A 21,399-nucleotide genomic window follows, 5' to 3' on the forward strand; every position below is an offset into this window, starting at 1 on the left:
ATGCGCAAGGGAATCCACCCCGCCTACGGCCCCGTCGTCTTCCGCGACCGGGCCGCGGGCCACGCCTTCCTCACCCGCTCGACGCTGTCCGCCACCGACAGCGGCAAGACCGTCGAGTGGGAGGACGGCCGCACGTACCCCGTCGTGGACGTCGAGATCTCGAACGTCAGCCACCCCTTCTACACCGGCACCGCCCGCGTCCTGGACCAGGCCGGCCGCGTCGAGCGCTTCGAGCGCCGGTACGGGAAGCGGGGCGGGGCGTGAGCCTGTCGGTGGTCGTCGTGGGCGGGCTGCACGCCGACGCCCGCCGGGCGACCGTCGCGCGCCTGCTCGCCGACGTCCCCGGCAGCGTCGTCCTCCACCACGACCTGGCCACCGCCCCCGCCGGCACGGTCGTGCGCACCGTCCGCGACGCCCGCGGCGTCCTCGCCGTCGGGGAGACGCCGCTGGTCAACGACTGCGCGTGCTGCGCCCTGCGCGAGGACCTCGTGCCGGAACTGCGCCGTCTCGCCGGCGACGGAACCACCCGGCTCGCCGTCGTCGAGCTGTGGGACTCGGTCGAGCCCAAGGCGATGACGGAGGTGGTCGTCGCCGGCGGGCTGACCGTCACCGGCGTCATCACCGCCGTCGACCCGGCGCTGCTCCTGCCCTGTCTCGGCGACGGCGACGACCTCGCCGAGCGGGGACTCGCGGCGGCGGCCACCGACCAGCGGACCGTCGCCGACACCTTCGCACGGCAGCTGGAGTACGCCCCGGTCCTGGCGGTCGTCGACTCCCCGGAGGCCGACGACGAGGACCGCGAGCTGCTGGCCCAGCTCCACCCGACGGCCCGTCGGATCCCGGTGCCGGTCCCGAACGGCGGCCACCCAGGGGACCCGACGATCACCTCATCCGCACGTGCAGATGCACCTGCCACACCTGCACCTGCCACACCTGCACCTGCCACACCTGCACCTGCCACACCAGCCGCACTCACGCCCGCCGAGCCCGCCGAACCCGCCGCACCGACCTCGCCCCTCACCCCCCTGAGCCCCCTCGCCGCCGCGGCCCTCGCCGGCTTCGACGTCGAGGCGGCCGCCGCCGCCCAGCACCCCGCCTGCGCGCTGCTGCCCATCGACGCCGACGCGCACGGCGTCACCACCCTGGTCTGGCACCGGCGCCGGCCGTTCCACCCGGAGCGGCTGTACACGGCCCTGGAGGACCTGACCTGCGCCGCCGCCCGCAGCCGGGGCCGGTTCTGGCTGGCGGACAAGCCGGACGTCCTGCTCCACTGGGACGCCGCCGGGGGAGCCCTGTGCGTGGAGTCGGCCGGGCCCTGGCTCGCCTCCCTGCCGGACGCCGCCTGGGACATGGTCCCGCCGGTGCGCCGCGCCGCCGCCGCGCTGGACTGGCAGCCCGAGCACGGCGACCGCTGCCAGCACCTCGTCTTCACCTCACCCGGCCTTGACCGGGACGGGCTCGAACGGCTGCTGGAGTCCTGCCTGCTCACCGACGCCGAGTACGCCGCCGGTCGCGACGCCTGGAAGCGGCTGCCGCCCGCCTTCGACGCCTTCCTGGAGGTCTGACCCCGTGCCCCGCAAGCCCGACCGCAAGCCCGACCGCAAGCCCGACCGCAAGCCCGACCGCAAGTCCGCCAAGAGCCGCCCCAACCCGCTCGACCAGGCGGGGATCGAGTACGTCGACTACAAGGACACCGACCTGCTGCGGAAGTTCATCTCCGACCGAGGCAAGATCCGCAGCCGCCGCGTCACCCGCGTCTCCGCCCAGCAGCAACGGCAACTGGCCCGAGCGATCAAGACCGCCCGGGAACTGGCCCTCCTCCCCTACACCGTCCGCTGACACAGCCGCCCCACGGCTGACCACCCACCCGAAAGACTTCGGCCACCGTCGTAGACCCCGCACCCCTCGACGACGTACGCCGTAGACACCGTTCGTATGAGAAGAAGCACGTCACCCGTCCCGCTGTCCCGGACGGTGATACCGACCGCATCTCCGTCATCCGACCGGCTCCGCGCCCCCAGCGGAGGCGGACCCCGCTCGCCCCCGTGGACGATCTCCCCGTCGTCCACGGGGGCGAGCGCGTTCCGTGGCCCGGCGTCGACGGGGAGTTGTCCCGGCCTGCTCGTGCCGGGGGCGCTTCGAAGGGTGCTCGGGTTCCGCCGCCGGAACGAGACCCACCGGGGCAGGGTCGGCGCCGCGGCCGTCGCGCCGAGTGGACGGCGGGCGTCCGCCCAGGCGGGAGGCGTTCCGGCACGGTCCGGCGGCCCGCGTCGCTCCCCGCCGGCCGAACCGGGGCCGCGCGGACGGAACAGGAAGGGGACCCGATGCGTCTCTTCCTCTGCACGAGTGGTTCGATCCGAACTACTTCATGCGGCCCACGACGCCGAGGGCCGCCCACGGGAAACCGGTGGTCGCATGCGCCGCAGGCCCTGGGGCACACGCGCGAAGGACTCGGACAGCCGAACGATCGGTCAAGTGAGCGTCAAAGCTGTAACCGCGCAAGCACCCCTCGTGCACGTGCATCTGCTCATGCATCTGCACGTGAACGGGGCTATGATCCGAGACAGTTGACTACGGCATCAAACGCCACATCAGTCACATGAGGCACACGCCACACGCGCCACACAGCGCTACAGCCACACACGAGCCAGCGCACCACCAGGGAGCGACCTGTGGACCACGACGTTGACGGGGGGTACGACGTGTACAACGGCATGACCGCAACACAGTTGTACGGGGTTGCCTGGCAGAAGAGCCGGCACAGCAACTCACAGGGTTCGTGCGTGGAGTTCGCGCGACTGCCGGGCGGCGACGTGGCCGTGCGCAACTCGCGTTTCCCGGACGGTCCCGCGCTCGTCTACACGCGGGCCGAGATCGAGGCCATGCTGCTGGGCATCAAGGACGGCGAGTTCGACCACCTGATCGCGAGCTGACGACCGTCCCCGCGCGAGTGGCGGCCGTCCTCCATGGTGACGACGGGGCAACGCGCGTAGAACCGCGACGCCAGAAGGCGCCGCGGTTCGTCATTCGGCGGGCGTCCGCAGCCGGAACAGCGCCCAGACGACCTTGCCGCCCAGGTTGCCGGAGAGCGGGTGCCAGCCCCAGCCGTCGGCGAAGGAGTCGACGAGGAAGAGGCCGCGCCCCGACTCCGCCGAGAAGTCGTCCGCCTCGCGCGGCAGGGGACTCTCGCGGCTGGGGTCGCGCACCGCGCACACCAGCCGCCCGGTCCACCGCATCAGATGCAGCCGCACCGGCGGGCTCTGCTCGGGTCGGCGGGGTTCGGGCACGCGCGGGGAGTCCTCGTGCGACAGCCCGTGCCGCAGCGCGTTGGTCACCAGTTCCGAGACGACGAGACAGACGTCGTCGAAGTGGTCGCCGACATCCCACTGGCCCAGGGTTCTCCGGGTGAACTGCCGTGCCTCGCGGACCGCTTCGAAGCGGGCGGGCAGTGCGCAGGAGGCCGCGTTGGACACGGCCGCGGGATCAAGCGGCGGAAGGCCCTGCCGTAACGGCTCGAGCATGGTCGATCCATTCGTCCCCATGCGAGGCACTCCCGGGATTCGCGGTCGTTGCGATGCAGCGGTGGCGCGGGACCATGGTTTCCGATGCGTAGAGCAGATGCAAGGGCAGATGCACGTGCACCTGACCGAATTGGACCCGCCCGTACCGCTTCTTGGCCATTTTTTCCGCCATCTTCTCTCTGTTCATCGGCGCTTCCCTTGCTTTCTCCTCACTCTTCCCTCGCGCCGCTCTGTGCGTATCCTTTGCCTTCTTTCATCTCTGTAACCGGACGAGTACTGCTCGAAGTGTTTTAGTGGCAGACTGCGGGCCCTGAGGACGGCTGGGGAGGCTGGCGAAGGTGAGCGCGGGAGAGCCCGGATCGGTGGTGCGGCGCATGCTGCTCGGTTCGCAACTACGGCGACTGCGTGAGGCGCGCGGCATCACGCGCGAGGCGGCCGGGTACTCGATCCGGGCATCGGAGTCGAAGATCAGCCGGATGGAACTGGGCCGGGTGAGCTTCAAGACGCGGGACGTCGAAGACCTGTTGACGCTGTACGGGATCACGGACGACGCGGAGCGCCAGGCGCTGGTCGGACTCGCCCGCGAGGCCAACGTGGCGGGCTGGTGGCACAGTTACTCGGACGTGCTGCCCAACTGGTTCCCCACGTACGTCGGTCTGGAGGGCGCGGCCGCGCTGATCCGGGCGTACGAGGTGCAGTTCGTGCACGGGCTGTTGCAGACGGAGGCGTACGCGCACGCGGTCGTGCGGCGCGGGATGAGGGGCGCGAGCGCCGCCGACATCGACCGGCGCGTGGCCCTGCGGCTGGAGCGGCAGAAGTACCTCGTCGCCGAGAACGCCCCCGACCTCCACATCGTCCTCGACGAGGCGGCCCTGCGTCGGCCGTACGGCGACCGCGAGGTGATGCGCGGGCAGCTCCAGCACCTGATCGAGATCTCCGAGCGCCCCAACGTGCGGATCCAGATCATGCCGTTCAGCTTCGGCGGGCACGCGGGCGAGAGCGGCGCCTTCACGATCCTGAGCTTCCCGGAGTCCGATCTGTCGGACGTGGTCTATCTGGAGCAGCTCAGCAGCGCCCTCTACCTGGACAAACACGAGGACGTCGCCCAGTACGAGCAGGCGCTGAAGGAGCTCCAGCAGGACAGCCCGGGGCCGGACGAGAGCCGGGATCTGCTGCGGGGTCTGCTGCAACTGTCCTGAGGGTTTCCCCTCGAGTCACCCACGCGGGCTTCAACTCCCTTACGACACACGTACGATGACGTGTGATCAGATCGTGATTGCCGAGCGCAGTCGATCAGAACCGATCACATCAGGGGATTGAGGGATCACATGTCGTCCTACTTCACCGACCTGGCCCAGCAGTACATCGACGGCGAGTGGCGCCCGGGGACAGGCTCCTGGGACATCATCGACTTCAATCCCTACGACGGCGAGAAGCTGGCCTCGATCACCATAGCCACCGTCGATGAGGTGGATCAGGCCTACCGGGCCGCCGCCCGCGCGCAGAAGGAGTGGGCCGCCACCAACGCCTACGCCCGCCGCTCGGTCTTCGAGAAGGTGCTGCGGCTGGTCGAGGAGCGCGAGGCGGAGATCAGCGAGATCCTCGTCGCCGAGGCCGGCGGCACGTTCGGCAAGGCGGCCTTCGAACTGCACCTCGCCAAGGAGTTCCTGCGCGAGTCGATCCACCTCTCGCTGCGCCCCGAGGGCCGCATCCTGCCTTCGCCGGTCGACGGCAAGGAGAACCGCGTCTACCGCGAGCCGGTCGGCGTCGTCGGTGTGATCAGCCCCTTCAACGTGCCCTTCCTGCTGTCGCTGAAGTCCGTCGCCCCCGCGCTGGCCCTCGGCAACGCCGTGGTGCTCAAGCCGCACCAGAACACCCCGATCGCCGGCGGCACCGTGATCGCCAAGCTCTTCGAGGACGCCGGCCTGCCGCCGGGCCTGCTGAACGTCGTCGTCACCGACATCGCCGAGATCGGCGACGCCTTCCTGGAGCACCCGGTCCCGCGGGTCATCTCCTTCACCGGCTCCGACAAGGTCGGCCGCCATGTCGCCACGGTCGCCGCCTCGCACTTCAAGCGGTCCATCATCGAACTCGGCGGCAACAGCGCCTTCGTGGTCCTGGACGACGCCGACGTCGACTACGCGGTCGACGCCGCCGTCTTCAGCCGCTACGTCCACCAGGGCCAGGTCTGCATGGCCGCCAACCGCATTTTGGTCGACCGCTCGATCGCCGACGAGTTCACCGAGAAGTTCGTCGCCAAGGTGAGGACGCTCAAGGCCGGCGACCCGCGCGACCCGCAGACCCTCATCGGCCCGGTGATCAACTCCCAGCAGGCGGAGGCGGTGTCCGGCGCCGTCGAGCAGGCGCTCGCCGAGGGCGCGACCGCCCTGCTGCACGGCACGACCGCCGAGAACCTCGTCGAGCCGTCCGTCCTCGCCGGCCTGCCCCTCGACTCCGCCCTGCTCCAGCAGGAGGTGTTCGGACCGGTCGCCTTCATCAACACCTTCGACGGCGAGGAGGAGGCGCTGCGCATCGCCAACGACACGCCGTACGGCCTGAGCGGCGCCGTCCACACCGGCGACATCGAGCGGGGCGTGGCCTTCGCCAAGCAGATCGTCACCGGCATGTTCCACGTCAACGACGCCACCGTCGCCGACGAGCCGATCGTCCCCTTCGGCGGCGAGAAGAGCTCCGGCGTCGGCCGCCTCAACGGCGAGACGACCGTGGAGGCCTTCACCACCACCAAGTGGATCTCGGTGCAGCACGGCCGCAGCCGCTTCCCCTTCTGACCGACGGGCGGCGTCGGGATGATTCCGGCGCCGCCTACTCTGGACGGCATGTCAGCGATCCGTCTCCTCGTGCTCGGCGCGGTGCGGCAGCACGGGCGGGCCCACGGCTACCAGGTGCGCAACGACCTGGAGTACTGGGGCGCGCACGAGTGGTCCACCGCCAAGCCGGGCTCGATCTACCACGCGCTCAAGCAGATGGCGAAACAGGGCCTGCTGCACGAGCACGAGGTCGCGCCGTCCACCGCCGGCGGCCCGCCCCGCACCGAGTACGAGATCACCGACCAGGGCGTCGAGGAGTACTTCCGCCTGGTCCGCGAGGCGCTGACCTCGTACGACCAGAAGATGGACGTCAAGTCGGCGGCCATCGGCTTCATCGTCGACCTGCCGCGCGCCGAGGCCGTAGGCCTGCTGGAGGAGCGGATCCGGCGCATCGAGGAGTGGCGCTCCGCCGTCACCCAGCACTACGCGCCCGAGCAGGGCCCGGAGCAGCTCGGCCACATCGGCGAGATCATGAACCTCTGGGTCCACACCGCCGACGCCGAGGCCGAGTGGACCCAGGGCCTGATCGCCCGCATCCAGGGCGGGGCCTACACCTTCGCCGGCGAGGGCGAGCCGTTCGTCGGCGTCCTCGCGGAGGACGAGGAGAACCCGTACGCGACGCGGGAGCGGCATCCGGAGGACGCCCGCTGATCGAGCGGGAGTTCAGCTAATCAAGTTTGACGAGCTGTGGGCGCGGGCATTACGTTGAAGCTGTAGTCAAGTTTGACTAGCAGGGGCTTGACCGGCAGGGCGACGAATGGGGGCTCGGCATGGCCGACACGGCGATCACCGTCGAGGACGTACGCAAGAGGTACGGGGACACGCAAGCGCTGGACGGGATCGACCTCTCGGTCGCGCGCGGCACGGTCCACGGGGTGCTCGGCCCGAACGGCGCGGGCAAGACCACCCTGGTCAGGATCCTTTCCACGCTGCTGCGGCCCGACAGCGGCCGGGTCGAGGTGGCCGGCCACGACGTCGTGCGGCAGGCCAGGGAGGTCCGGCTGCGCATCGGGCTCCTCGGCCAGCACGCGGCGCTCGACGAGGGGCTGGGCGGCCGGCAGAACCTGGAGATGTTCGGCCGCCTCCACCACCTGGGGGCACGCCACGCGCGCGTGCGGGCCGACGAGCTCCTGGAGCGCTTCGAGCTCACCGACACCGGCCGCAAGCCGGTCCGCGACTACAGCGGCGGCATGCGGCGCCGGCTGGACCTGGCCGCCTCCCTGATCCGGGACCCGGAGGTGCTCTTCCTGGACGAGCCGACCACCGGCCTCGACCCGCGCGGACGCGCCGAGGTGTGGTCCGCGGTGCGCTCCCTGGTCGGCGGCGGCACCACGGTCGTCCTGACGACCCAGTACCTGGAGGAGGCGGACCAGCTCGCCGACCGCATCAGCGTCGTGGACCGCGGCGGCGTCATCGCCGACGGCACCGCCGACGAGCTGAAGTCGCTGACGGGCGGCGACCGCATCGACGTCGTCCTGCGCGACGAGGGCCACCTGGGCGCCGCGCTCGCCCTGCTGCCGGTGCCCAAGGACGCCGTCACGGTCGACGCCGACCGCCGTCTGCTCAGCGCCCCCGTCCCCGACCGGATGGCCGCCCTCTCGGGCGTCGTCCGCGCGCTGGAGGAGGCCGGCATCGAGGCGGAGGACGTGGCCCTGCGCCGCCCCACGCTCGACGAGGTGTTCCTGCACCTGACCGGAGCGCACGACCGTTCGAACACCCGCGTGGACGACCGTACGAAGGAGGCCGTGTGAGCACGTACGCGCTGACCGATTCCTGGACCATGACCCGGCGCGAACTCGCCCACTGGGCACGGCAGCCAGGCCGGCTGATCGTCGGCCTGGTCTTCCCGGTGATGCTGCTGCTGATGTTCGGCTACCTGGTCGGCGGCGGTCGCGGGGTGAGCGGCGAGTACCTCGACTACCTGGTCCCCGGCATGCTCGCGCTCACCATGGCCTTCGGTCTGGAGGGCACGATGCTCTCCGTCACCCAGGATCTCAACAAGGGCGTGATCGACCGCTTCCGCTCGCTGCCCATGGCCGACGGCGCGGTCCTGGTGGGCCGTTCGGCGGCCGACATGCTCCAGTCGGCGGTGGGCCTGGCCGTCCTGATCGCCGTCGCGTTCGCGCTAGGCTGGCGCACGCACGGCGGCTTCGGGGGCTTCCTGGGCGCCGTGGGGCTGCTGCTCCTGTTCCGCTTCGCGATGCTGTGGATCGGCATCCATCTGGCGCTGGTGGCCGGCAAGCCGGAGATGGTCCAGGCCGTGCAGATCCTGGTCTGGCCGGTCGGCTTCCTCTCCAACGCCTTCGCCGCCCCCGACTCCATGCCCGCCTGGCTGGGCGCGCTCGTCGAGTGGAACCCCATGTCCCACACGGCGACCGCGGTACGCGACCTCTTCGGCGCCCCCGGCGGAGCGGCCGGCCACATCTGGCCGGCCACCCTGTGGCCCCTGGCCCTGCTGGCGGTCTTCTTCCCGCTGGCGGTACGCAGGTTCAACCGCCTGAGCCGCTAGGACGCGCGCCGAAAGCCCCGCCCGCCGGACGGGCCCTAGTGATGGAACCCGGTCGCCGCCGCCTTGTCCCGGGTCAGCGGGTGGGGCTGGCGGCGCAGTTCCGGCAGGAGCCGGGTCAGGTCGTCCACGAACAGGTCGGCCAGGTCGGTCGAGAAGCCGTTGCGGCAGACCACGCGCAGGACGGAGAGGTCCTCGCGGTTCGGCGGGAAGGTGTACGCGGGCACCAGCCAGCCGCTCTCCCGCAGCCGCCGCGAGACGTCGAAGACGTCGTAGGACTCCACGCCCGGGGCGGTGGTGAAGGCGAAGACGGGCAGCTCGTCGCCCCGGGTCAGCAACTCGAAGTCGCCCAGTTCCGCCACCCGGTCGGCGATGCCCCGGGCGACCTCGCGCGCGGAGTGCTGCACGGCCCGGTAGCCCTCACGGCCGAGCCGCAGGAACGTGTAGTACTGCGCGACGACCTGGGCGCCCGGCCGTGAGAAGTTCAGTGCGAAGGTCGGCATGTCGCCGCCCAGGTAGTTGACGCGGAAGACGAGCTCCTCGGGCAGGGCGGCGCCGTCGCGCCACAGCGCCCAGCCGACCCCGGGGTAGACCAGCCCGTACTTGTGCCCCGAGGTGTTGATCGACGCCACGCGCGGGAGGCGGAAGTCCCACACCAGGTCCTCGTCGAGGAAGGGCGCGACCATCGCCCCGGACGCCCCGTCGACGTGCACCGGGACGTCGAGGCCGGTGCGCTCCTGGAGGGCGTCCAGGGCGGCGCACAGGTCCGCGATCGGCTCGTAGGAGCCGTCGAAGGTGGAGCCGAGGACGCCGACGACCCCGATGGTGTTCTCGTCGCACAGCTCGGCGGCGGCCCGCGGGTCGAGATGGAAGCGGTCCCCCTCCATGGGGACCAGACGCGGCTCCACCTCCCAGAAGGCGCAGAACTTCTCCCAGCACACCTGCACGTTGACGCCCATGACCAGGTTCGGCCGGGCGCCCGAGGCCGGACCGCGCTTGCTCCAGCGCCGTTTGAGGGCCATTCCGGCGAGCATGCACGCCTCGCTCGAACCGGTCGTCGAACAGCCCACGGCGGCCGACGGCTCGGGCGCGTTCCACAGGTCGGCGAGCATCGCCACACAGCGCCGCTCCAGCTCGGCGGTGCGCGGGTACTCGTCCTTGTCGATCATGTTCTTGTCGCGGCACTCCGCCATCAGCACCCCGGCCTCCGGCTCCATCCAGGTGGTGACGAACGTGGCCAGGTTCAGCCGGGAGTTGCCGTCCAGCATCAGCTCGTCGTGGACGAGCTGGTACGCGGTCGAGGGCGGCGTCGGCGTGTCCGGCAGCCGGTGCTTGGGCGGCGACTCGGTCATGCCGCCGACCGGATCGGCGACACCGTAGAACGGGTTGACGGACAGCGAGCGCTCGTCGGGACGGGACCCCTTGTGCAGCGGCATGGACGTCACTCCTCGGGAGACGGGAACGGGACGGGGGAGAGGGGGAGTTCAGAGGGGGTTCGGCGGCGCTCAACGGACCGGCTTCCCGTCGTCGCGCAACTGCATCTGCGGACGCCCCGTGACCAGCAGCCAGGCCGGCAGCGACGCGACGCACAGGAGGGTGACGATCGCGGGGGAGGCGACCAGGACGGCGGCGACGAAGAGGCTCACCCAGCCCTGCCGGGTGATGGCGAGCAGCACGCCGAGCACACCGGCGGCCACCCCCACCGCGGGATGCACCCCGGGCACGAGCGCGTGGGCGGTGAGACCGAGGGCGGTGCCGACGAACACGGACGGGAAGATCCGCCCGCCCCGGAAGCCGCAGGACGCGGCCACGAGCATCGCCGCCAGCTTCACCACCGTCATCGTGGCGAACTGCCCGGCCGTCCAGCCCTCGGGATCGCTCGCCAGCTCCCCGATCTCCTCCAGCCCCTTGAAGAGCGTCAGCTCGCCGCCCACGGCCGCCAGCAGCCCCAGCACGAGCCCGCCGACCGGCAGCGTCAGCATCGGGTGCCCCAGCCGCCCGAACGCGGCGTGGACGTAGGGGAAGGCGCGCACGGCGCACAGGGCGAGCAGCGCGCCCACGGACGCGATCACGACCGCGCCGAGCAGATCGCCCCAGTCCGGCTGGTCGATCGGGGGCAGGTTCAGGTCGAAGCTCGGCCGGGACACCAGGCTGGTCGTCATCGAACCGGCCGCCGCCGCGACGAGGGGCGCGAAGACGCTGTCCCACAGCGGCCCCTTCGTCTGCCGCCCCGCCATCGCCTCGGAGATCATCAGCGCCGCCGCCACCGGCGTGCCGAACAGCGCGCCGATCGTCGCCGCCTCGGCCAGCACGGGCCACACCGCGCCCGGCATCCGGGGGATCAGCCGCCGGCCCAGCCAGTAGGCGAGGCCGATGTTCACGGCGATGATCGGGTTCTCGGGGCCCAGGCTCGGCCCGCCCGCCAGCATCAGCACGGTCGCCACCAGCAGGCCCGGCAGCACCACGGGCGGCAGCACGGGCGCGTTCAGGCCCGTCGTCGCGGGATCCGGCCCGGCGTGACCCGGCGCCTTCCAGACCACCAGCCCCACCAGGATCCCGGTCGAGGTGAGCATGACCAGCATCCACAGCACCGAGTAGCGGCCCACGCCCAGCGCGTCCGGCAGGGTCCCCCAGAGCACGTCCTGCAAGCGTTCGGCCAGCCCGCTCACGCCGACGAGGAGCAGACTCGAGACCACGCCGACGACCAGGGCGGGCAGGATCAACGGCAGCAGCGCGCGAGCCGGGGTCGCCGGAGCGGGGGGCTGCGCCTGCCGTGCGGTGTCCTGGGCCACGGGCTCACCATAAGGGGGCAAAAGGGACCGAACATCCGGGGATGGGCCGTTGAGGCGCGCCCGCGGAAAAGCGTGCGGAAGGCGTGCGGAAAGGCATGCGGAAAAGCGAACTTGCACCTCACGTCGCGTGAGGCCCCACCGTGGAGCGCGTACCGAGAAGGGAGCGGACGAAGTGAGCTACTCCGTAGGACAGGTGGCCGGCTTCGCCGGGGTCACGGTGCGCACCCTGCATCACTACGACGACATCGGCCTGCTCGCCCCGAGCGAGCGCAGCCACGCGGGGCACCGGCGCTACAGCGACGCCGACCTCGACCGGTTGCAGCAGATCCTGTTCTACCGGGAGCTCGGCTTCCCGCTCGACGAGGTCGCGGCCCTGCTCGACGACCAGGCAACCGGAAAAGCAGACCCGCGCGCGCATCTGCGCCGCCAGCACGAACTGCTGACCGCCCGGATCGAGAAGCTGCGCGAGATGGCCGCGGCCGTGGAGCACGCCATGGAGGCACGCAGAATGGGAATCGACCTCACGCCGGAGGAACGCTTCGAGGTCTTCGGCGACAAGGATCCGGAACAGTACGCCGAGGAGGCCGAACAGCGCTGGGGCGGCACCGAGGCCTACGCCGAGTCGCAGCGCCGGGCCGCCCGCTACACCAAGGACGACTGGAAACGCATGCAGGCCGAGGTGGCCGCCTGGGGCGAGCGCTACGACGCCCTGATGGCCGCAGGCGAACCGCCGGCCGGCGAGACGGCCATGGACCTGGCCGAGGAGCACCGGCAGCACATCTGCCGCTGGTTCTACGAGTGCCCGTACGACATGCACCGGTCCCTGGCCGAGATGTACGTCGCCGACGAGCGCTTCAAGGCGTTCTACGACTCCATGCGCCCGGGCCTCGCCGAGCACCTCAAGGAGGCCATCACCGCCAACGCGGCGCGGCGCACGGCGTCGTAGCGTCCTGGCCCGGGGTCACTCCCGGGCCAGGACCACCGCCGTCCCGTACGCGCACACCTCGGTGCCCACGTCCGCGGCCTCCGTCACGTCGAAGCGGAACGCCAGCACGGCGTTCGCGCCCCGCACGCGTGCCTGCTCGACGAGCCGCTCCATGGCCTGGTTGCGGGTCTCGACGAGCGTCTTGGTGAGGCCCTTCAGCTCACCGCCGACCATCGACTTCAGACCCGCGCCGATCTGCGTGCCCAGGTGCCGCGAGCGCACCGTCAGCCCGAAGACCTCGCCGATGACCCGCTCGACCCGGCGCCCGGGAACGTCGTTCGTGGTGACGACCAGTACGTCCGGCTGGGGCCCCTGGCCGCCGCCGTAGTCCTCGATGCCCATGCTCACAGGTTTGCCCAAGCGGAGGCACAGTGCATCCTGGGAACCCCTTGGAACCTGGGCGAGGCCGGTTGCGTTGATACGTTTGGGCAGCCAGCCCCCGCCAGTACCCCCAGCCCGTTCCCCACAGCAGGAGCCACATCCCCGTGACCACGCTTGCGCTAGGCCCCGAGTGGCTCAGCCCGGACTACCTGATCGAGACCTTCAGCCTGCCCGGCATCCTGCTGATCGTCTTCGCGGAGTCCGGTCTCTTCGCCTTCCTCCCCGGAGACTCCCTGCTGTTCACGGCGGGCCTGTTCGTGGCCGAGGGCCAGTACATCACCCAGCCCCTGTGGCTCGTCTGCACGCTCATCGTGATCGCCGCCGTCGTCGGCGACCAAGTGGGCTACATGATCGGCAAGTTCCTCGGTCCCAAGCTCTTCAACCGTCCCAACTCCAAGCTCTTCAAACAGGAGAACCTGGAGAAGGCCCACGAGTTCATGGAGAAGTACGGCCCCAAGGCGATCGTCCTGGCCCGCTTCGTGCCCATCGTCCGCACGTTCGCGCCCATCGTGGCCGGCGCGGGCAGCATGAAGTACCGCACGTTCCTCGCCTACAACATCATCGGCGGCATCGCCTGGGGCACGGGCGTCACGCTCGCGGGGTACTGGCTCGGCCAGATCAGCTTCATCAAGACGAACGTCGAGGCGATCCTCATCCTCATCGTGTTCGCCTCCGTCGTCCCGATCATCGTCGAGTTCATGCGCGAGCGCGCCAAGAAGAAGCGCGCGGCGGCCCAACAGCCCGCCCCCGCGCAGCAGCAGCCCCAGGCCCACGTCATGGACGACGCCACCACCCAGCTCCGCCGCATCGACCAGACCGAGCCGTACGGCCACCAGGGCAACCAGGGCAACCACCAGAACGACTACTACGCCGGCGGCCAGCAGCAGCAGTACCCCCAACAGGACTGGCAGCCCCAGCAGCAGCCCTACGGCGCCCCCCAGAACCCCCAGAACCAGAACGGCCAGTACCCGTACAACGGCGGCTACTGAGCCCGACCCCTGGGGGCGCAGCCCCCAGGGGCGCGGGGCTGTAAGGATGTGCGGCTCCGCCGCGCGGGCGCGCCCAGCCACAACGAACCGGCAGCCGCCACACAACGAGACTCACCGAGTCAGAAGGCGCCCCCCGCTCAAAAACCCCGCGTCCGCTTGGCGGCCCGCCGCTTCTCCGCCGACCCGATCCGCAGGAACAACCGCGAGATCTCCGAACCGAGGTTCACCCCGATGGCGATGGCCATCGCCAGCGCCGCGGCCTTCGTCAGCGACACCAGCCCCGCGTCCGCCTCGTTCTGAGCGAACGCCAGCAGTCCGAAGTAGGTGGCCGAACCGGGCAGCAGCGGTCCGATCGCCGCCGTCGTGTACGGCAGCGCCGAAGCGAACCGGTAGCGCGCCAGCAGCTGCCCGAAGAGCCCCACCACCCCCGCCGCGACCGCCGTGGACGCGACGGGGGAGATGTCGCCGGCGTAGTGCATCGCGCCGAACACCGACCAGGCGACGCCCCCGTTCAGCGTCACGGCCAGCACGGTGGCCCGCTCCTGCTGGAGCAGCACCGCGAAGGTCAGCGACAGCAGCATCGACGCGCCGATCGACCACAGCGGCCGCTCGCTGATGCCCAGGGCCGCGTCGGGGTTGAGATGCGCGCCGAGCTGCACGCCCACGTACAGCATCACCAGCACGCCGACGACGATGCCGACGAAGAAGTACATGACCTCCAGCAGACGCGCGGCGGCGGTGATGTAGAAGCCGGTCAGACCGTCCTGCACGCCCGCCACCAGCGCCCGTCCGGGCAGCAGCGCGAACAGCCCACCGGTGATCACCGCGGACGCCTTCACGTCGACGTGCGTCAGCGTCAGCGCGACGCCGATCGCGGCGGGCGGCATCGCGGCCACCAGGAACTGGTAGAACTCCGGCAGCCCACGCCCCGCGCACAGCCAGGCCAGCCGGTCGCCGAGCATCGCGCCGACCGCCGCCGCCAGGAACACGATCAGATCGCCGCCGACCAGCACCGAGGCCGCGCCCGCGAGCAGCCCGCTCGCCGAGGTCAGCACCCAGGTCGGGTAGGGGTGCCGGTTGCGCCGTATCTCCGCCAGGCGCCGGTAGGCGTCCTCCAGCGAGATGTGCGTCTCCGGGTCGCTGAGGTCGTCGACGAGCTGGAAGACGGCCGCCAGCCGCGTGTAGTCGGTGCCGCGGCGCCGCACGGTCCGCGAGGCCGTCACCGGGTCCTCCACCAGCGACGGCTGGTAGGAGATCGACAGCAGCGTGAAGGTGACGTTCGGCTCGCAGCGGTCGAGCCCGTAGGAGCGGCAGACCGCGAACATCGCGGCCTCCACGTCCTCGGCGCCCTCGCCGCCCGCCAGCAGCAGCTCCCCGATACGCAGCGTCAGGTCGAGCACGCGCGGGACGGCCGGGCCCTCGTCCTCCTCGGCCTTCGGCACCCGTTCCGGCGCGGGCCGCTCGGCCACCGGCATGCGCAGCATCGTGCGCATCCGGTCCTGCCAGGGCACGTCCTTGGTCAGACTGACCACGGGGAAGCCCTCGGCGGGCGTGAACGCGGCCGGGGCGTGCCGCGCGCTGTACGTTCTCGGCCGGCTGAACGCCGACCCCTCGGGCTCGCCCGAGACCGTCTGCGGGACGTCCATCCCCCGCGGAACCGCGAACTCCGACGTGGTCTCCGACTCGCCCCCGACCCGCGACACCGCCAGCCCCCGCGGGATCGCGAACTCCGAGGTGATCTCGGAGTCGAACGCGCTCCTCGACTCGTCCGACTGCGGCTTGCGGTCCTCCGCCTCCGTCACTGAGCAACGCTCCCTGAACGACACATTCCGTACGCCTCAGTATGCGCGGACGCGCCACACGTATGCCTTCAGAACGCGATCGGGCGCGCGACCCGGGCATACGAAAGGGCCGCACGCGCACGCGTGCGGCCCCTGCGTTACGAGAGGTCAGTGACCGCCCTGGTCCTTGAAGCGCTTGTAGGACCGCTCGATCTCCGCCTCGGCGTCCGTACGGCCGACCCAGTCGGCGCCCTCGACGGACTTGCCGGGCTCCAGGTCCTTGTAGACCTCGAAGAAGTGCTGGATCTCCAGGCGGTCGAACTCCGAGACGTGGTGGATGTCACGCAGGTGCTCCACACGCGGGTCGGTCGCCGGGACGCACAGCAGCTTGTCGTCGCCGCCGGCCTCGTCCGTCATCCGGAACATGCCGATCGCGCGGCAGCGGATGAGGCAGCCCGGGAAGGTCGGCTCGTCCAGGATGACCAGCGCGTCCAGCGGGTCGCCGTCCTCGCCGAGCGTGTTCTCGACGAATCCGTAGTCGGTCGGGTAGGCGGTCGAGGTGAAGAGTCGACGGTCCAGGCGGATCCGACCGGTCTCGTGGTCCACCTCGTACTTGTTCCGCGAACCCTTCGGGATCTCGATCGTGACGTCGAACTCCACCGGTGGCTCCTCCATGATCAGCACATAGTTCTGGTGGTTAAGTGTCCCTCACGCAGGTGTGTGATCGCGAAAGGGGCTGGTGATCGTGCCCGAGCTGAGGCCTTGGCGCGCCGCGAGACCGCACGTGGTGCGGGCCGTGGACGCCGTTCGACCGCGTCTGGCACGGGCCGCAGAGGTCGTACGGCCCCGTCTCGCGCGCGCGGCGGCAGCCGCGAAGCCGCAGGTCGTACGGCTCACGCAGGCGGCGAAACCGCAGCTCGCGCGGATCACGAGGCCGAAGGCCGGCCGGACCCTTCAGTACACCGCGGGCGCGGCGACCGCCGGACTGGCGCTGGCCGTCGGCGTGGTGACGGCCGCCGGCCCCTGGGACTCCACCGGTCAGCGTACGGCCGAGCGGGACCGGGCAGTCGCACTGGACCGGACGGGTGGCGCAGATCACGGTCGTTCGGACGATACGTCCCCCGGGTCCGGCGGGTCCGGTGGCTCCGGCGGGTCCGGTCGCTCCGGTGCGTCCGACACCGCGGCCGGCGCCCCGCGGCCGGCCCCCAGCGCCGCGTCCGTCCTCACCGGCCTCGGCGGCGGCAAGACCCCAGTGAAGTCCGCCCCGAGCTCCACCGCCCTCGCCCGCGTCCTGGACCCCCTCCTCGCCGACCCTGCCCTCGGCGCCGGCCGCGCCGCCGCCGTCGTCGACGTGGCCACCGGCAAGCGCCTGTACGGCGTCGGCGCCGACCGGGCGTTCACCCCGGCCTCCACCACGAAGATCGCCACCGCGGTCGCCGCGCTCTCCGCGATGGGCGCCGACCACCGCCTCACCACCCGCGTCGCCCTGGAACCCGGCACCGGCGAGGTCGTCCTAGTCGGCGGCGGCGACCCCACCCTCACCGGCCGCCGCACCGCCGAGGGCTGGGCCGACCTGCGCACCCTCGCCGACGCGACCGCCGCCGCGTTGAAGAAACGTGGCATCACCCGCGCGACGCTCTCCTACGACACCACCCTGTACGCCGGGTCCGAAGTTCACCCCATCGGGGTCAACCCCAACCTCGCCCGTGTCACCGCCCTCACCGTCGACGAGGGCCGCACCGACGGCTCCACGAGCGGCCCTGCGGCCCGCGTCCCCGACCCCGCGGCCGAAGCCACCCGCACGTTCGCCGAACTCCTGCGCGCCCACGGCGTCGGCACCACCGCCCCCGGCCCCTCCAAGGCGACGAAGCGCGCGGTCACCCTCGCCTCGGTCTCCTCGCCGCCCCTCGCCGCCCTCGTCGAACGCATGCTGACCAACAGCGACAACGACATCGCCGAGGCCCTCGCCCGCCAGACCGCCGTCGCGACCGGCGCCCGCCCCGACTTCGCCGGCGCCGGCAAGGCCGTCCACGCCCAGCTCGCCGAGCTCGGACTGCCCCTGGCCGGAGCCGTGTTCAAGGACGGCAGCGGCCTGAACCGCGAGAACCGCCTCACCGCGAACCTGCTGACCGCCCTCCTCGCCAAGGCCGGCGACCCCGACCGCCCCGACCTGCGCCCCGCCCTCACCGGCCTGCCCGTCGCCGGCTTCACCGGCACCCTCAGCACCCGCTACACCGACGGCGCGGCCGGCATCGTCCGCGCCAAGACCGGCACCCTCACCGGTGTCAACACCCTCGCCGGCACCGCCGTCGACCGCAACGGCCGCCTCCTCGCCTTCGCCGTCCTCACCTCGGACACCACGGACCCCACAGCCGCCCAGACGGCCCTGGACCGCACAGCCACGGCCCTGACGACCTGCGGCTGCACCTGAGCAGTCGCCCCGCCCCGCGCCGCGCGTCGCGGGGGACGCCGTCCGCCGTGCGGTCTTCCGCGCTCTGCCCCAAGCCGTACCCCTCACGTACGGTTGACACATGACGAGCTTCGGTGGTGCCTCTTCCGGGATGGTCGACTGGAATCTCGCGGTCGCGACCGCGACCCGGCTCGTGCGGCCGGGCCCCGACGTGAGCCGGGACGAGGCCCGCGCCGTGGTCGCCGAGCTGCGCCGGCACGCCAAGGCCTCGGAGGGACACGTCCGCGGCTTCACCCGGCTGGGCACCGAGGAGACCCACGACACCCCCGTCCTCGTCGTCGACCGCCCCGGCTGGGTCCGGGCGAACGTCGCCGGCTTCCGCGAGATCCTCAAGCCCCTCCTCGACAAGATGCAGGAACGCCGCGGCGGCAGCACCGGCGGCGCAGTCCTCAGCGCCGTCGGCGGCAAGGTCACCGGCGTCGAACTCGGCATGCTCCTGTCGTTCCTGGCCTCCCGCGTCCTCGGCCAGTACGAGACCTTCGCGCCCGCCGCCCGCGACCTCCCCGCCGGCGGCGACGGCTCCGGCCGGCTCCTCCTCGTCGCGCCGAACATCGTGCACGTCGAACGCGAACTCGACGTCGACCCCCACGACTTCCGCCTCTGGGTGTGCCTCCACGAGGAGACCCACCGCACCCAGTTCTCCTCGGTGCCCTGGCTGCGCGACCACCTCGAGGGCGAGATCCAGTCGTTCCTCGCCGAGACCGACGTCGACCCCATGACCTTCCTCGAACGCATTCGCGAGGCCGCCCAGTCCCTCGCCGGCGGCCGGCCCGAGGGCGAGGAGGACGACGGCGGCCACTCCCTCGTCGAACTCGTCCAGAGCCCCGCCCAGCGGGAGATCCTCGCCCGCCTCACCGCCGTGATGTCCCTCCTGGAGGGCCACGCCGACTTCGTCATGGACGGCGTCGGCCCCGACGTCGTGCCGACCGTCGCCGAGATCCGCGAGAAGTTCCAGCAGCGCCGCGCCAAGGGCGCCTCCCGCCTGGACGTGGCCCTGCGCAAGCTGCTCGGCCTGGACGCCAAACTCCGCCAGTACAAGGACGGCGAACGCTTCGTCAGCGCCGTCGTCGACCAGGTCGGCATGGACGGCTTCAACCGCGTGTGGACCTCCCCCAACACGCTCCCGACCAAGGCCGAGATCGCCAAACCGGCGGACTGGGTCGCACGGGTGCACCGCAAAGCCGACCCGGCGTGACCCGAAATCGCCGGACGGCAGGCGAACGCCCCTCCAATCACCCGTCCGAGGGACCGTGAGCCTCGCGCAGGCGTGCAATGCTCGGGGAGCGGCCCGGTTCTGTCACCATCTACACACTCTGCGTGACCGACCTCGGGCTCACCCCCGACAACTTCATTGAAGGGAACCGGACATGGGTCCCCATCCTGCGGTCGCGGCGATACGCCTGGCGGTCCGCCGCGTCCTCCACGACCTCCTCAACGAACACACCGCCCCCGACGTCCCGGCGGCCACCGCCACCCCCGGCGTCCCCGGCGTCCCCTCGCACGAGCGCCCGCCCCCGCCGCTCGTGCTCGTGGCGTGCTCCGGCGGCGCCGACTCCATGGCGCTCGCCTCCGCCCTCGCCTTCGAAGCCCCCAAGCTCGGCATCCGCGCCGGCGGCGTCACCGTCGACCACGGCCTCCAGACCGGCTCCGACCAGCGCGCCGACGAAGTCGTCCAGCGCCTGCGCGAACTCGGCCTCGACCCCGTGGAGTCCATGGCCGTCACCGTCGGCCGCCAGGGCGGCCCCGAAGCCGCCGCCCGCGACGCCCGCTACGCCGCCCTGGACGCCGTCGCCGAACGCCACGGCGCCACCGCGGTCCTCCTCGGCCACACCCGCGACGACCAGGCGGAGACCGTCCTCCTCGGCCTCGCCCGCGGCTCCGGCATCCGCTCCCTGTCCGGGATGGCCGCGGTCTCGGGGGCCGGCGGCCGTTACCGGCGCCCCTTCCTCGCCCTCGACCGGCAGACCGCCCGCAAGGCCTGCATGGCCCAGTCCCTGCCGGTCTGGGACGACCCCCACAACGCCGACCCGGCCTACACCCGCTCCCGGCTGCGCCACGAAGGCCTGCCCGCCCTGGAGAAGGCCCTCGGCAAGGGCGTCGTCGAAGCGCTCGCCCGGACGGCCCAGCTCTCCCGCGACGACGCCGACGCCCTCGACGCCTGGGCCGGCCAGGCCGAGACCGCCGTACGGGACGCCACGGGCCTCCTGGAGTGCGCCAAGCTCTACGCCCTGCCGCCCGCCGTACGACGCCGCGTCCTGCGCCGCGCCGCCATCGACGCGGGCGCGCCGGCCGGCTCGCTCTTCGCCCGGCACATCGAGGAGATCGACCGGCTGATCACCGGCTGGCGCGGACAGGGCGCCATCAATCTCCCCGGCCGGGTCGTGGCCCAGCGCCAGGGTGGCAGACTGGTGATTCGGCAAGGCTGAATCCGGACCCCTCCGGCTCTGCGCGGAGGGGCGGCCGGCCGGTGGGACGACCGAAAGTGATGCGGGTGGACGCGAAAGACATGGGTGCCGACCTCAAGCAGGTGCTCATCACCAAGGAAGAGATCGACGCCAAGCTGGCCGAGCTGGCGGCGAAGATCGACGCGGAGTACGCGGGCAAGGACCTGCTCATCGTCGGCGTCCTCAAGGGCGCGGTGATGGTCATGGCCGACCTCGCGCGGGCGCTGTCCACCCCCGTCACCATGGACTGGATGGCCGTGTCCTCCTACGGCGCGGGCACCCAGTCCTCCGGCGTCGTGCGGATCCTCAAGGACCTCGACACCGACATCAAGGGCAAGCACGTCCTGATCGTCGAGGACATCATCGACTCCGGCCTGACGCTGTCCTGGCTGCTCTCCAACCTCGGCTCCCGCGAGCCCGCCACCCTCAAGGTGTGCACGCTGCTGCGCAAGCCCGAGGCCGCGAAGGTCGCCATCGACGTCGAATGGGTCGGCTTCGACATCCCCAACGAGTTCGTCGTGGGCTACGGCCTCGACTACGCCGAGAAGTACCGCAACCTCCCGTTCGTCGGTACGCTCGCGCCCCACGTCTACGGCGGTTGAGCCGTGCGGGCGGGGCCCGATGACCAGACGGCCCAAGCCCTCTAAGACGATCGGGAACCCCAGCGGGTTTCGCACCGTTGGAGCTTGCAGACGGGAGCGC

21 protein-coding genes are annotated in these 21,399 nt (G+C 71.5%); 15 read left to right on the forward strand and 6 right to left on the reverse strand.

Annotated elements, in window-relative coordinates:
* The 4 genes from ACFYX4_RS33705 (at position 1) to ACFYX4_RS33720 (ending at position 2,933) form a co-directional block, all read left to right on the forward strand.
* Positions 1–264, forward strand: coding sequence for a type B 50S ribosomal protein L31 (locus tag ACFYX4_RS33705; RefSeq protein ID WP_389341481.1), 264 nt, complete (start codon positions 1–3; stop codon positions 262–264).
* The gene (locus ACFYX4_RS33710) at positions 261–1,565 is read left to right on the forward strand and encodes a GTP-binding protein (protein ID WP_389341484.1); all 1,305 of its coding nucleotides are present in this window, start codon (positions 261–263) and stop codon (positions 1,563–1,565) included. The genes ACFYX4_RS33705 and ACFYX4_RS33710 overlap by 4 nt, the downstream gene beginning before the upstream one ends.
* 4 nt (positions 1,566–1,569) lie before the next feature.
* Complete coding sequence (gene rpsR / locus ACFYX4_RS33715; RefSeq protein WP_389341487.1) at positions 1,570–1,839, forward strand: 30S ribosomal protein S18; 270 nt, start codon at positions 1,570–1,572, stop codon at positions 1,837–1,839.
* A gap of 833 nt (positions 1,840–2,672) precedes the next feature.
* Positions 2,673–2,933, forward strand: a complete 261-nt coding sequence (locus ACFYX4_RS33720) for a DUF397 domain-containing protein (RefSeq protein ID WP_389341490.1) — start codon at positions 2,673–2,675, stop codon at positions 2,931–2,933.
* A gap of 90 nt (positions 2,934–3,023) precedes the next feature.
* Here the strand turns inward: ACFYX4_RS33720 and ACFYX4_RS33725 are convergent, their stop codons facing one another.
* Positions 3,024–3,521, reverse strand: a complete 498-nt coding sequence (locus tag ACFYX4_RS33725; protein WP_389341493.1) for an ATP-binding protein — start codon at positions 3,519–3,521, stop codon at positions 3,024–3,026.
* Between the two features lie 374 nt (positions 3,522–3,895).
* On the opposite strand from ACFYX4_RS33725, the gene ACFYX4_RS33730 reads away from it, so the two are divergent.
* The 5 genes from ACFYX4_RS33730 (at position 3,896) to ACFYX4_RS33750 (ending at position 8,858) form a co-directional block, all read left to right on the forward strand.
* Positions 3,896–4,720 (forward strand): helix-turn-helix domain-containing protein, encoded by an 825-nt coding sequence (locus ACFYX4_RS33730; RefSeq protein WP_389341712.1) that lies wholly within the window; start codon positions 3,896–3,898, stop codon positions 4,718–4,720.
* A gap of 129 nt (positions 4,721–4,849) precedes the next feature.
* Complete coding sequence (locus ACFYX4_RS33735; RefSeq protein WP_389341496.1) at positions 4,850–6,310, forward strand: aldehyde dehydrogenase family protein; 1,461 nt, start codon at positions 4,850–4,852, stop codon at positions 6,308–6,310.
* A 48-nt stretch (positions 6,311–6,358) separates the two neighbouring features.
* Entirely contained in the window at positions 6,359–7,000 is a 642-nt protein-coding gene (locus ACFYX4_RS33740) for a PadR family transcriptional regulator (protein ID WP_389341500.1), read from the forward strand.
* A gap of 119 nt (positions 7,001–7,119) precedes the next feature.
* Positions 7,120–8,100, forward strand: coding sequence for an ATP-binding cassette domain-containing protein (locus ACFYX4_RS33745; RefSeq protein WP_389341503.1), 981 nt, complete (start codon positions 7,120–7,122; stop codon positions 8,098–8,100).
* On the forward strand, positions 8,097–8,858 hold the full coding sequence (locus ACFYX4_RS33750; protein ID WP_389341506.1) for an ABC transporter permease: 762 nt from the start codon (positions 8,097–8,099) through the stop codon (positions 8,856–8,858). Before ACFYX4_RS33745 ends, ACFYX4_RS33750 begins: the two co-directional genes overlap by 4 nt.
* 35 nt (positions 8,859–8,893) lie before the next feature.
* Here the strand turns inward: ACFYX4_RS33750 and ACFYX4_RS33755 are convergent, their stop codons facing one another.
* Complete coding sequence (locus ACFYX4_RS33755; protein WP_389341509.1) at positions 8,894–10,291, reverse strand: glutamate decarboxylase; 1,398 nt, start codon at positions 10,289–10,291, stop codon at positions 8,894–8,896.
* Between the two features lie 69 nt (positions 10,292–10,360).
* Positions 10,361–11,647 carry an ion channel protein gene (locus ACFYX4_RS33760; protein WP_389341512.1) on the reverse strand — a complete coding sequence of 429 codons (1,287 nt, stop codon included), beginning with the start codon at positions 11,645–11,647 and terminating at the stop codon, positions 10,361–10,363.
* 172 nt (positions 11,648–11,819) lie between these two features.
* Between ACFYX4_RS33760 and ACFYX4_RS33765 the strand changes: the two genes are divergently transcribed.
* Positions 11,820–12,593, forward strand: a complete 774-nt coding sequence (locus ACFYX4_RS33765) for a MerR family transcriptional regulator (protein WP_389341515.1) — start codon at positions 11,820–11,822, stop codon at positions 12,591–12,593.
* A 15-nt stretch (positions 12,594–12,608) separates the two neighbouring features.
* On the opposite strand, the gene ACFYX4_RS33770 is transcribed toward ACFYX4_RS33765, so the two are convergent.
* Positions 12,609–12,974 (reverse strand): YbjQ family protein, encoded by a 366-nt coding sequence (locus ACFYX4_RS33770; RefSeq protein WP_389341518.1) that lies wholly within the window; start codon positions 12,972–12,974, stop codon positions 12,609–12,611.
* A 143-nt stretch (positions 12,975–13,117) separates the two neighbouring features.
* On the opposite strand from ACFYX4_RS33770, the gene ACFYX4_RS33775 reads away from it, so the two are divergent.
* The gene (locus ACFYX4_RS33775) at positions 13,118–14,002 is read left to right on the forward strand and encodes a DedA family protein (protein WP_389341521.1); all 885 of its coding nucleotides are present in this window, start codon (positions 13,118–13,120) and stop codon (positions 14,000–14,002) included.
* A gap of 137 nt (positions 14,003–14,139) precedes the next feature.
* On the opposite strand, the gene ACFYX4_RS33780 is transcribed toward ACFYX4_RS33775, so the two are convergent.
* Positions 14,140–15,804 (reverse strand): threonine/serine exporter ThrE family protein, encoded by a 1,665-nt coding sequence (locus ACFYX4_RS33780; RefSeq protein ID WP_389341524.1) that lies wholly within the window; start codon positions 15,802–15,804, stop codon positions 14,140–14,142.
* 147 nt (positions 15,805–15,951) lie between these two features.
* Positions 15,952–16,443: an inorganic diphosphatase gene (locus ACFYX4_RS33785; RefSeq protein ID WP_055637912.1), complete on the reverse strand. Its 492-nt coding sequence runs from the start codon at positions 16,441–16,443 to the stop codon at positions 15,952–15,954.
* Between the two features lie 79 nt (positions 16,444–16,522).
* Here ACFYX4_RS33785 and dacB point away from each other — a divergent pair, with 79 nt between their 5' ends.
* From dacB to hpt, 4 genes are all read left to right on the forward strand, one after another.
* Positions 16,523–18,214 (forward strand): D-alanyl-D-alanine carboxypeptidase/D-alanyl-D-alanine-endopeptidase, encoded by a 1,692-nt coding sequence (dacB, locus tag ACFYX4_RS33790; protein ID WP_389341527.1) that lies wholly within the window; start codon positions 16,523–16,525, stop codon positions 18,212–18,214.
* 100 nt (positions 18,215–18,314) lie between these two features.
* Positions 18,315–19,448, forward strand: coding sequence for a zinc-dependent metalloprotease (locus ACFYX4_RS33795; RefSeq protein WP_389341530.1), 1,134 nt, complete (start codon positions 18,315–18,317; stop codon positions 19,446–19,448).
* A gap of 172 nt (positions 19,449–19,620) precedes the next feature.
* Complete coding sequence (gene tilS, locus ACFYX4_RS33800) at positions 19,621–20,679, forward strand: tRNA lysidine(34) synthetase TilS (protein ID WP_389341533.1); 1,059 nt, start codon at positions 19,621–19,623, stop codon at positions 20,677–20,679.
* A gap of 59 nt (positions 20,680–20,738) precedes the next feature.
* Positions 20,739–21,299 (forward strand): hypoxanthine phosphoribosyltransferase, encoded by a 561-nt coding sequence (gene hpt, locus ACFYX4_RS33805; RefSeq protein ID WP_389341715.1) that lies wholly within the window; start codon positions 20,739–20,741, stop codon positions 21,297–21,299.
* The last annotated feature ends 100 nt before the right edge of the window (positions 21,300–21,399 follow it).

It is taken from the genome of Streptomyces sp. NPDC002328, assembly GCF_042890065.1.
GTDB lineage: Bacteria > Actinomycetota > Actinomycetes > Streptomycetales > Streptomycetaceae > Streptomyces.

Bases quoted from the DNA above. Each gene is read 5' to 3' on its own strand.
- ACFYX4_RS33770 (WP_389341518.1), bottom strand. From the start codon at position 12,974: ATGGGCATCGAGGACTACGGCGGCGGCCAGGGGCCCCAGCCGGACGTA.
- ACFYX4_RS33735 (WP_389341496.1), top strand. From the start codon at position 4,850: ATGTCGTCCTACTTCACCGACCTGGCCCAGCAGTACATCGACGGCGAG.
- ACFYX4_RS33740 (WP_389341500.1), top strand. From the start codon at position 6,359: ATGTCAGCGATCCGTCTCCTCGTGCTCGGCGCGGTGCGGCAGCACGGG.
- ACFYX4_RS33705 (WP_389341481.1), top strand. From the start codon at position 1: ATGCGCAAGGGAATCCACCCCGCCTACGGCCCCGTCGTCTTCCGCGAC.
- ACFYX4_RS33745 (WP_389341503.1), top strand. From the start codon at position 7,120: ATGGCCGACACGGCGATCACCGTCGAGGACGTACGCAAGAGGTACGGG.
- tilS (WP_389341533.1), top strand. From the start codon at position 19,621: ATGGGTCCCCATCCTGCGGTCGCGGCGATACGCCTGGCGGTCCGCCGC.
- ACFYX4_RS33755 (WP_389341509.1), bottom strand. From the start codon at position 10,291: ATGCCGCTGCACAAGGGGTCCCGTCCCGACGAGCGCTCGCTGTCCGTC.
- ACFYX4_RS33725 (WP_389341493.1), bottom strand. From the start codon at position 3,521: ATGCTCGAGCCGTTACGGCAGGGCCTTCCGCCGCTTGATCCCGCGGCC.
- ACFYX4_RS33795 (WP_389341530.1), top strand. From the start codon at position 18,315: ATGACGAGCTTCGGTGGTGCCTCTTCCGGGATGGTCGACTGGAATCTC.
- ACFYX4_RS33730 (WP_389341712.1), top strand. From the start codon at position 3,896: ATGCTGCTCGGTTCGCAACTACGGCGACTGCGTGAGGCGCGCGGCATC.
- hpt (WP_389341715.1), top strand. From the start codon at position 20,739: ATGCGGGTGGACGCGAAAGACATGGGTGCCGACCTCAAGCAGGTGCTC.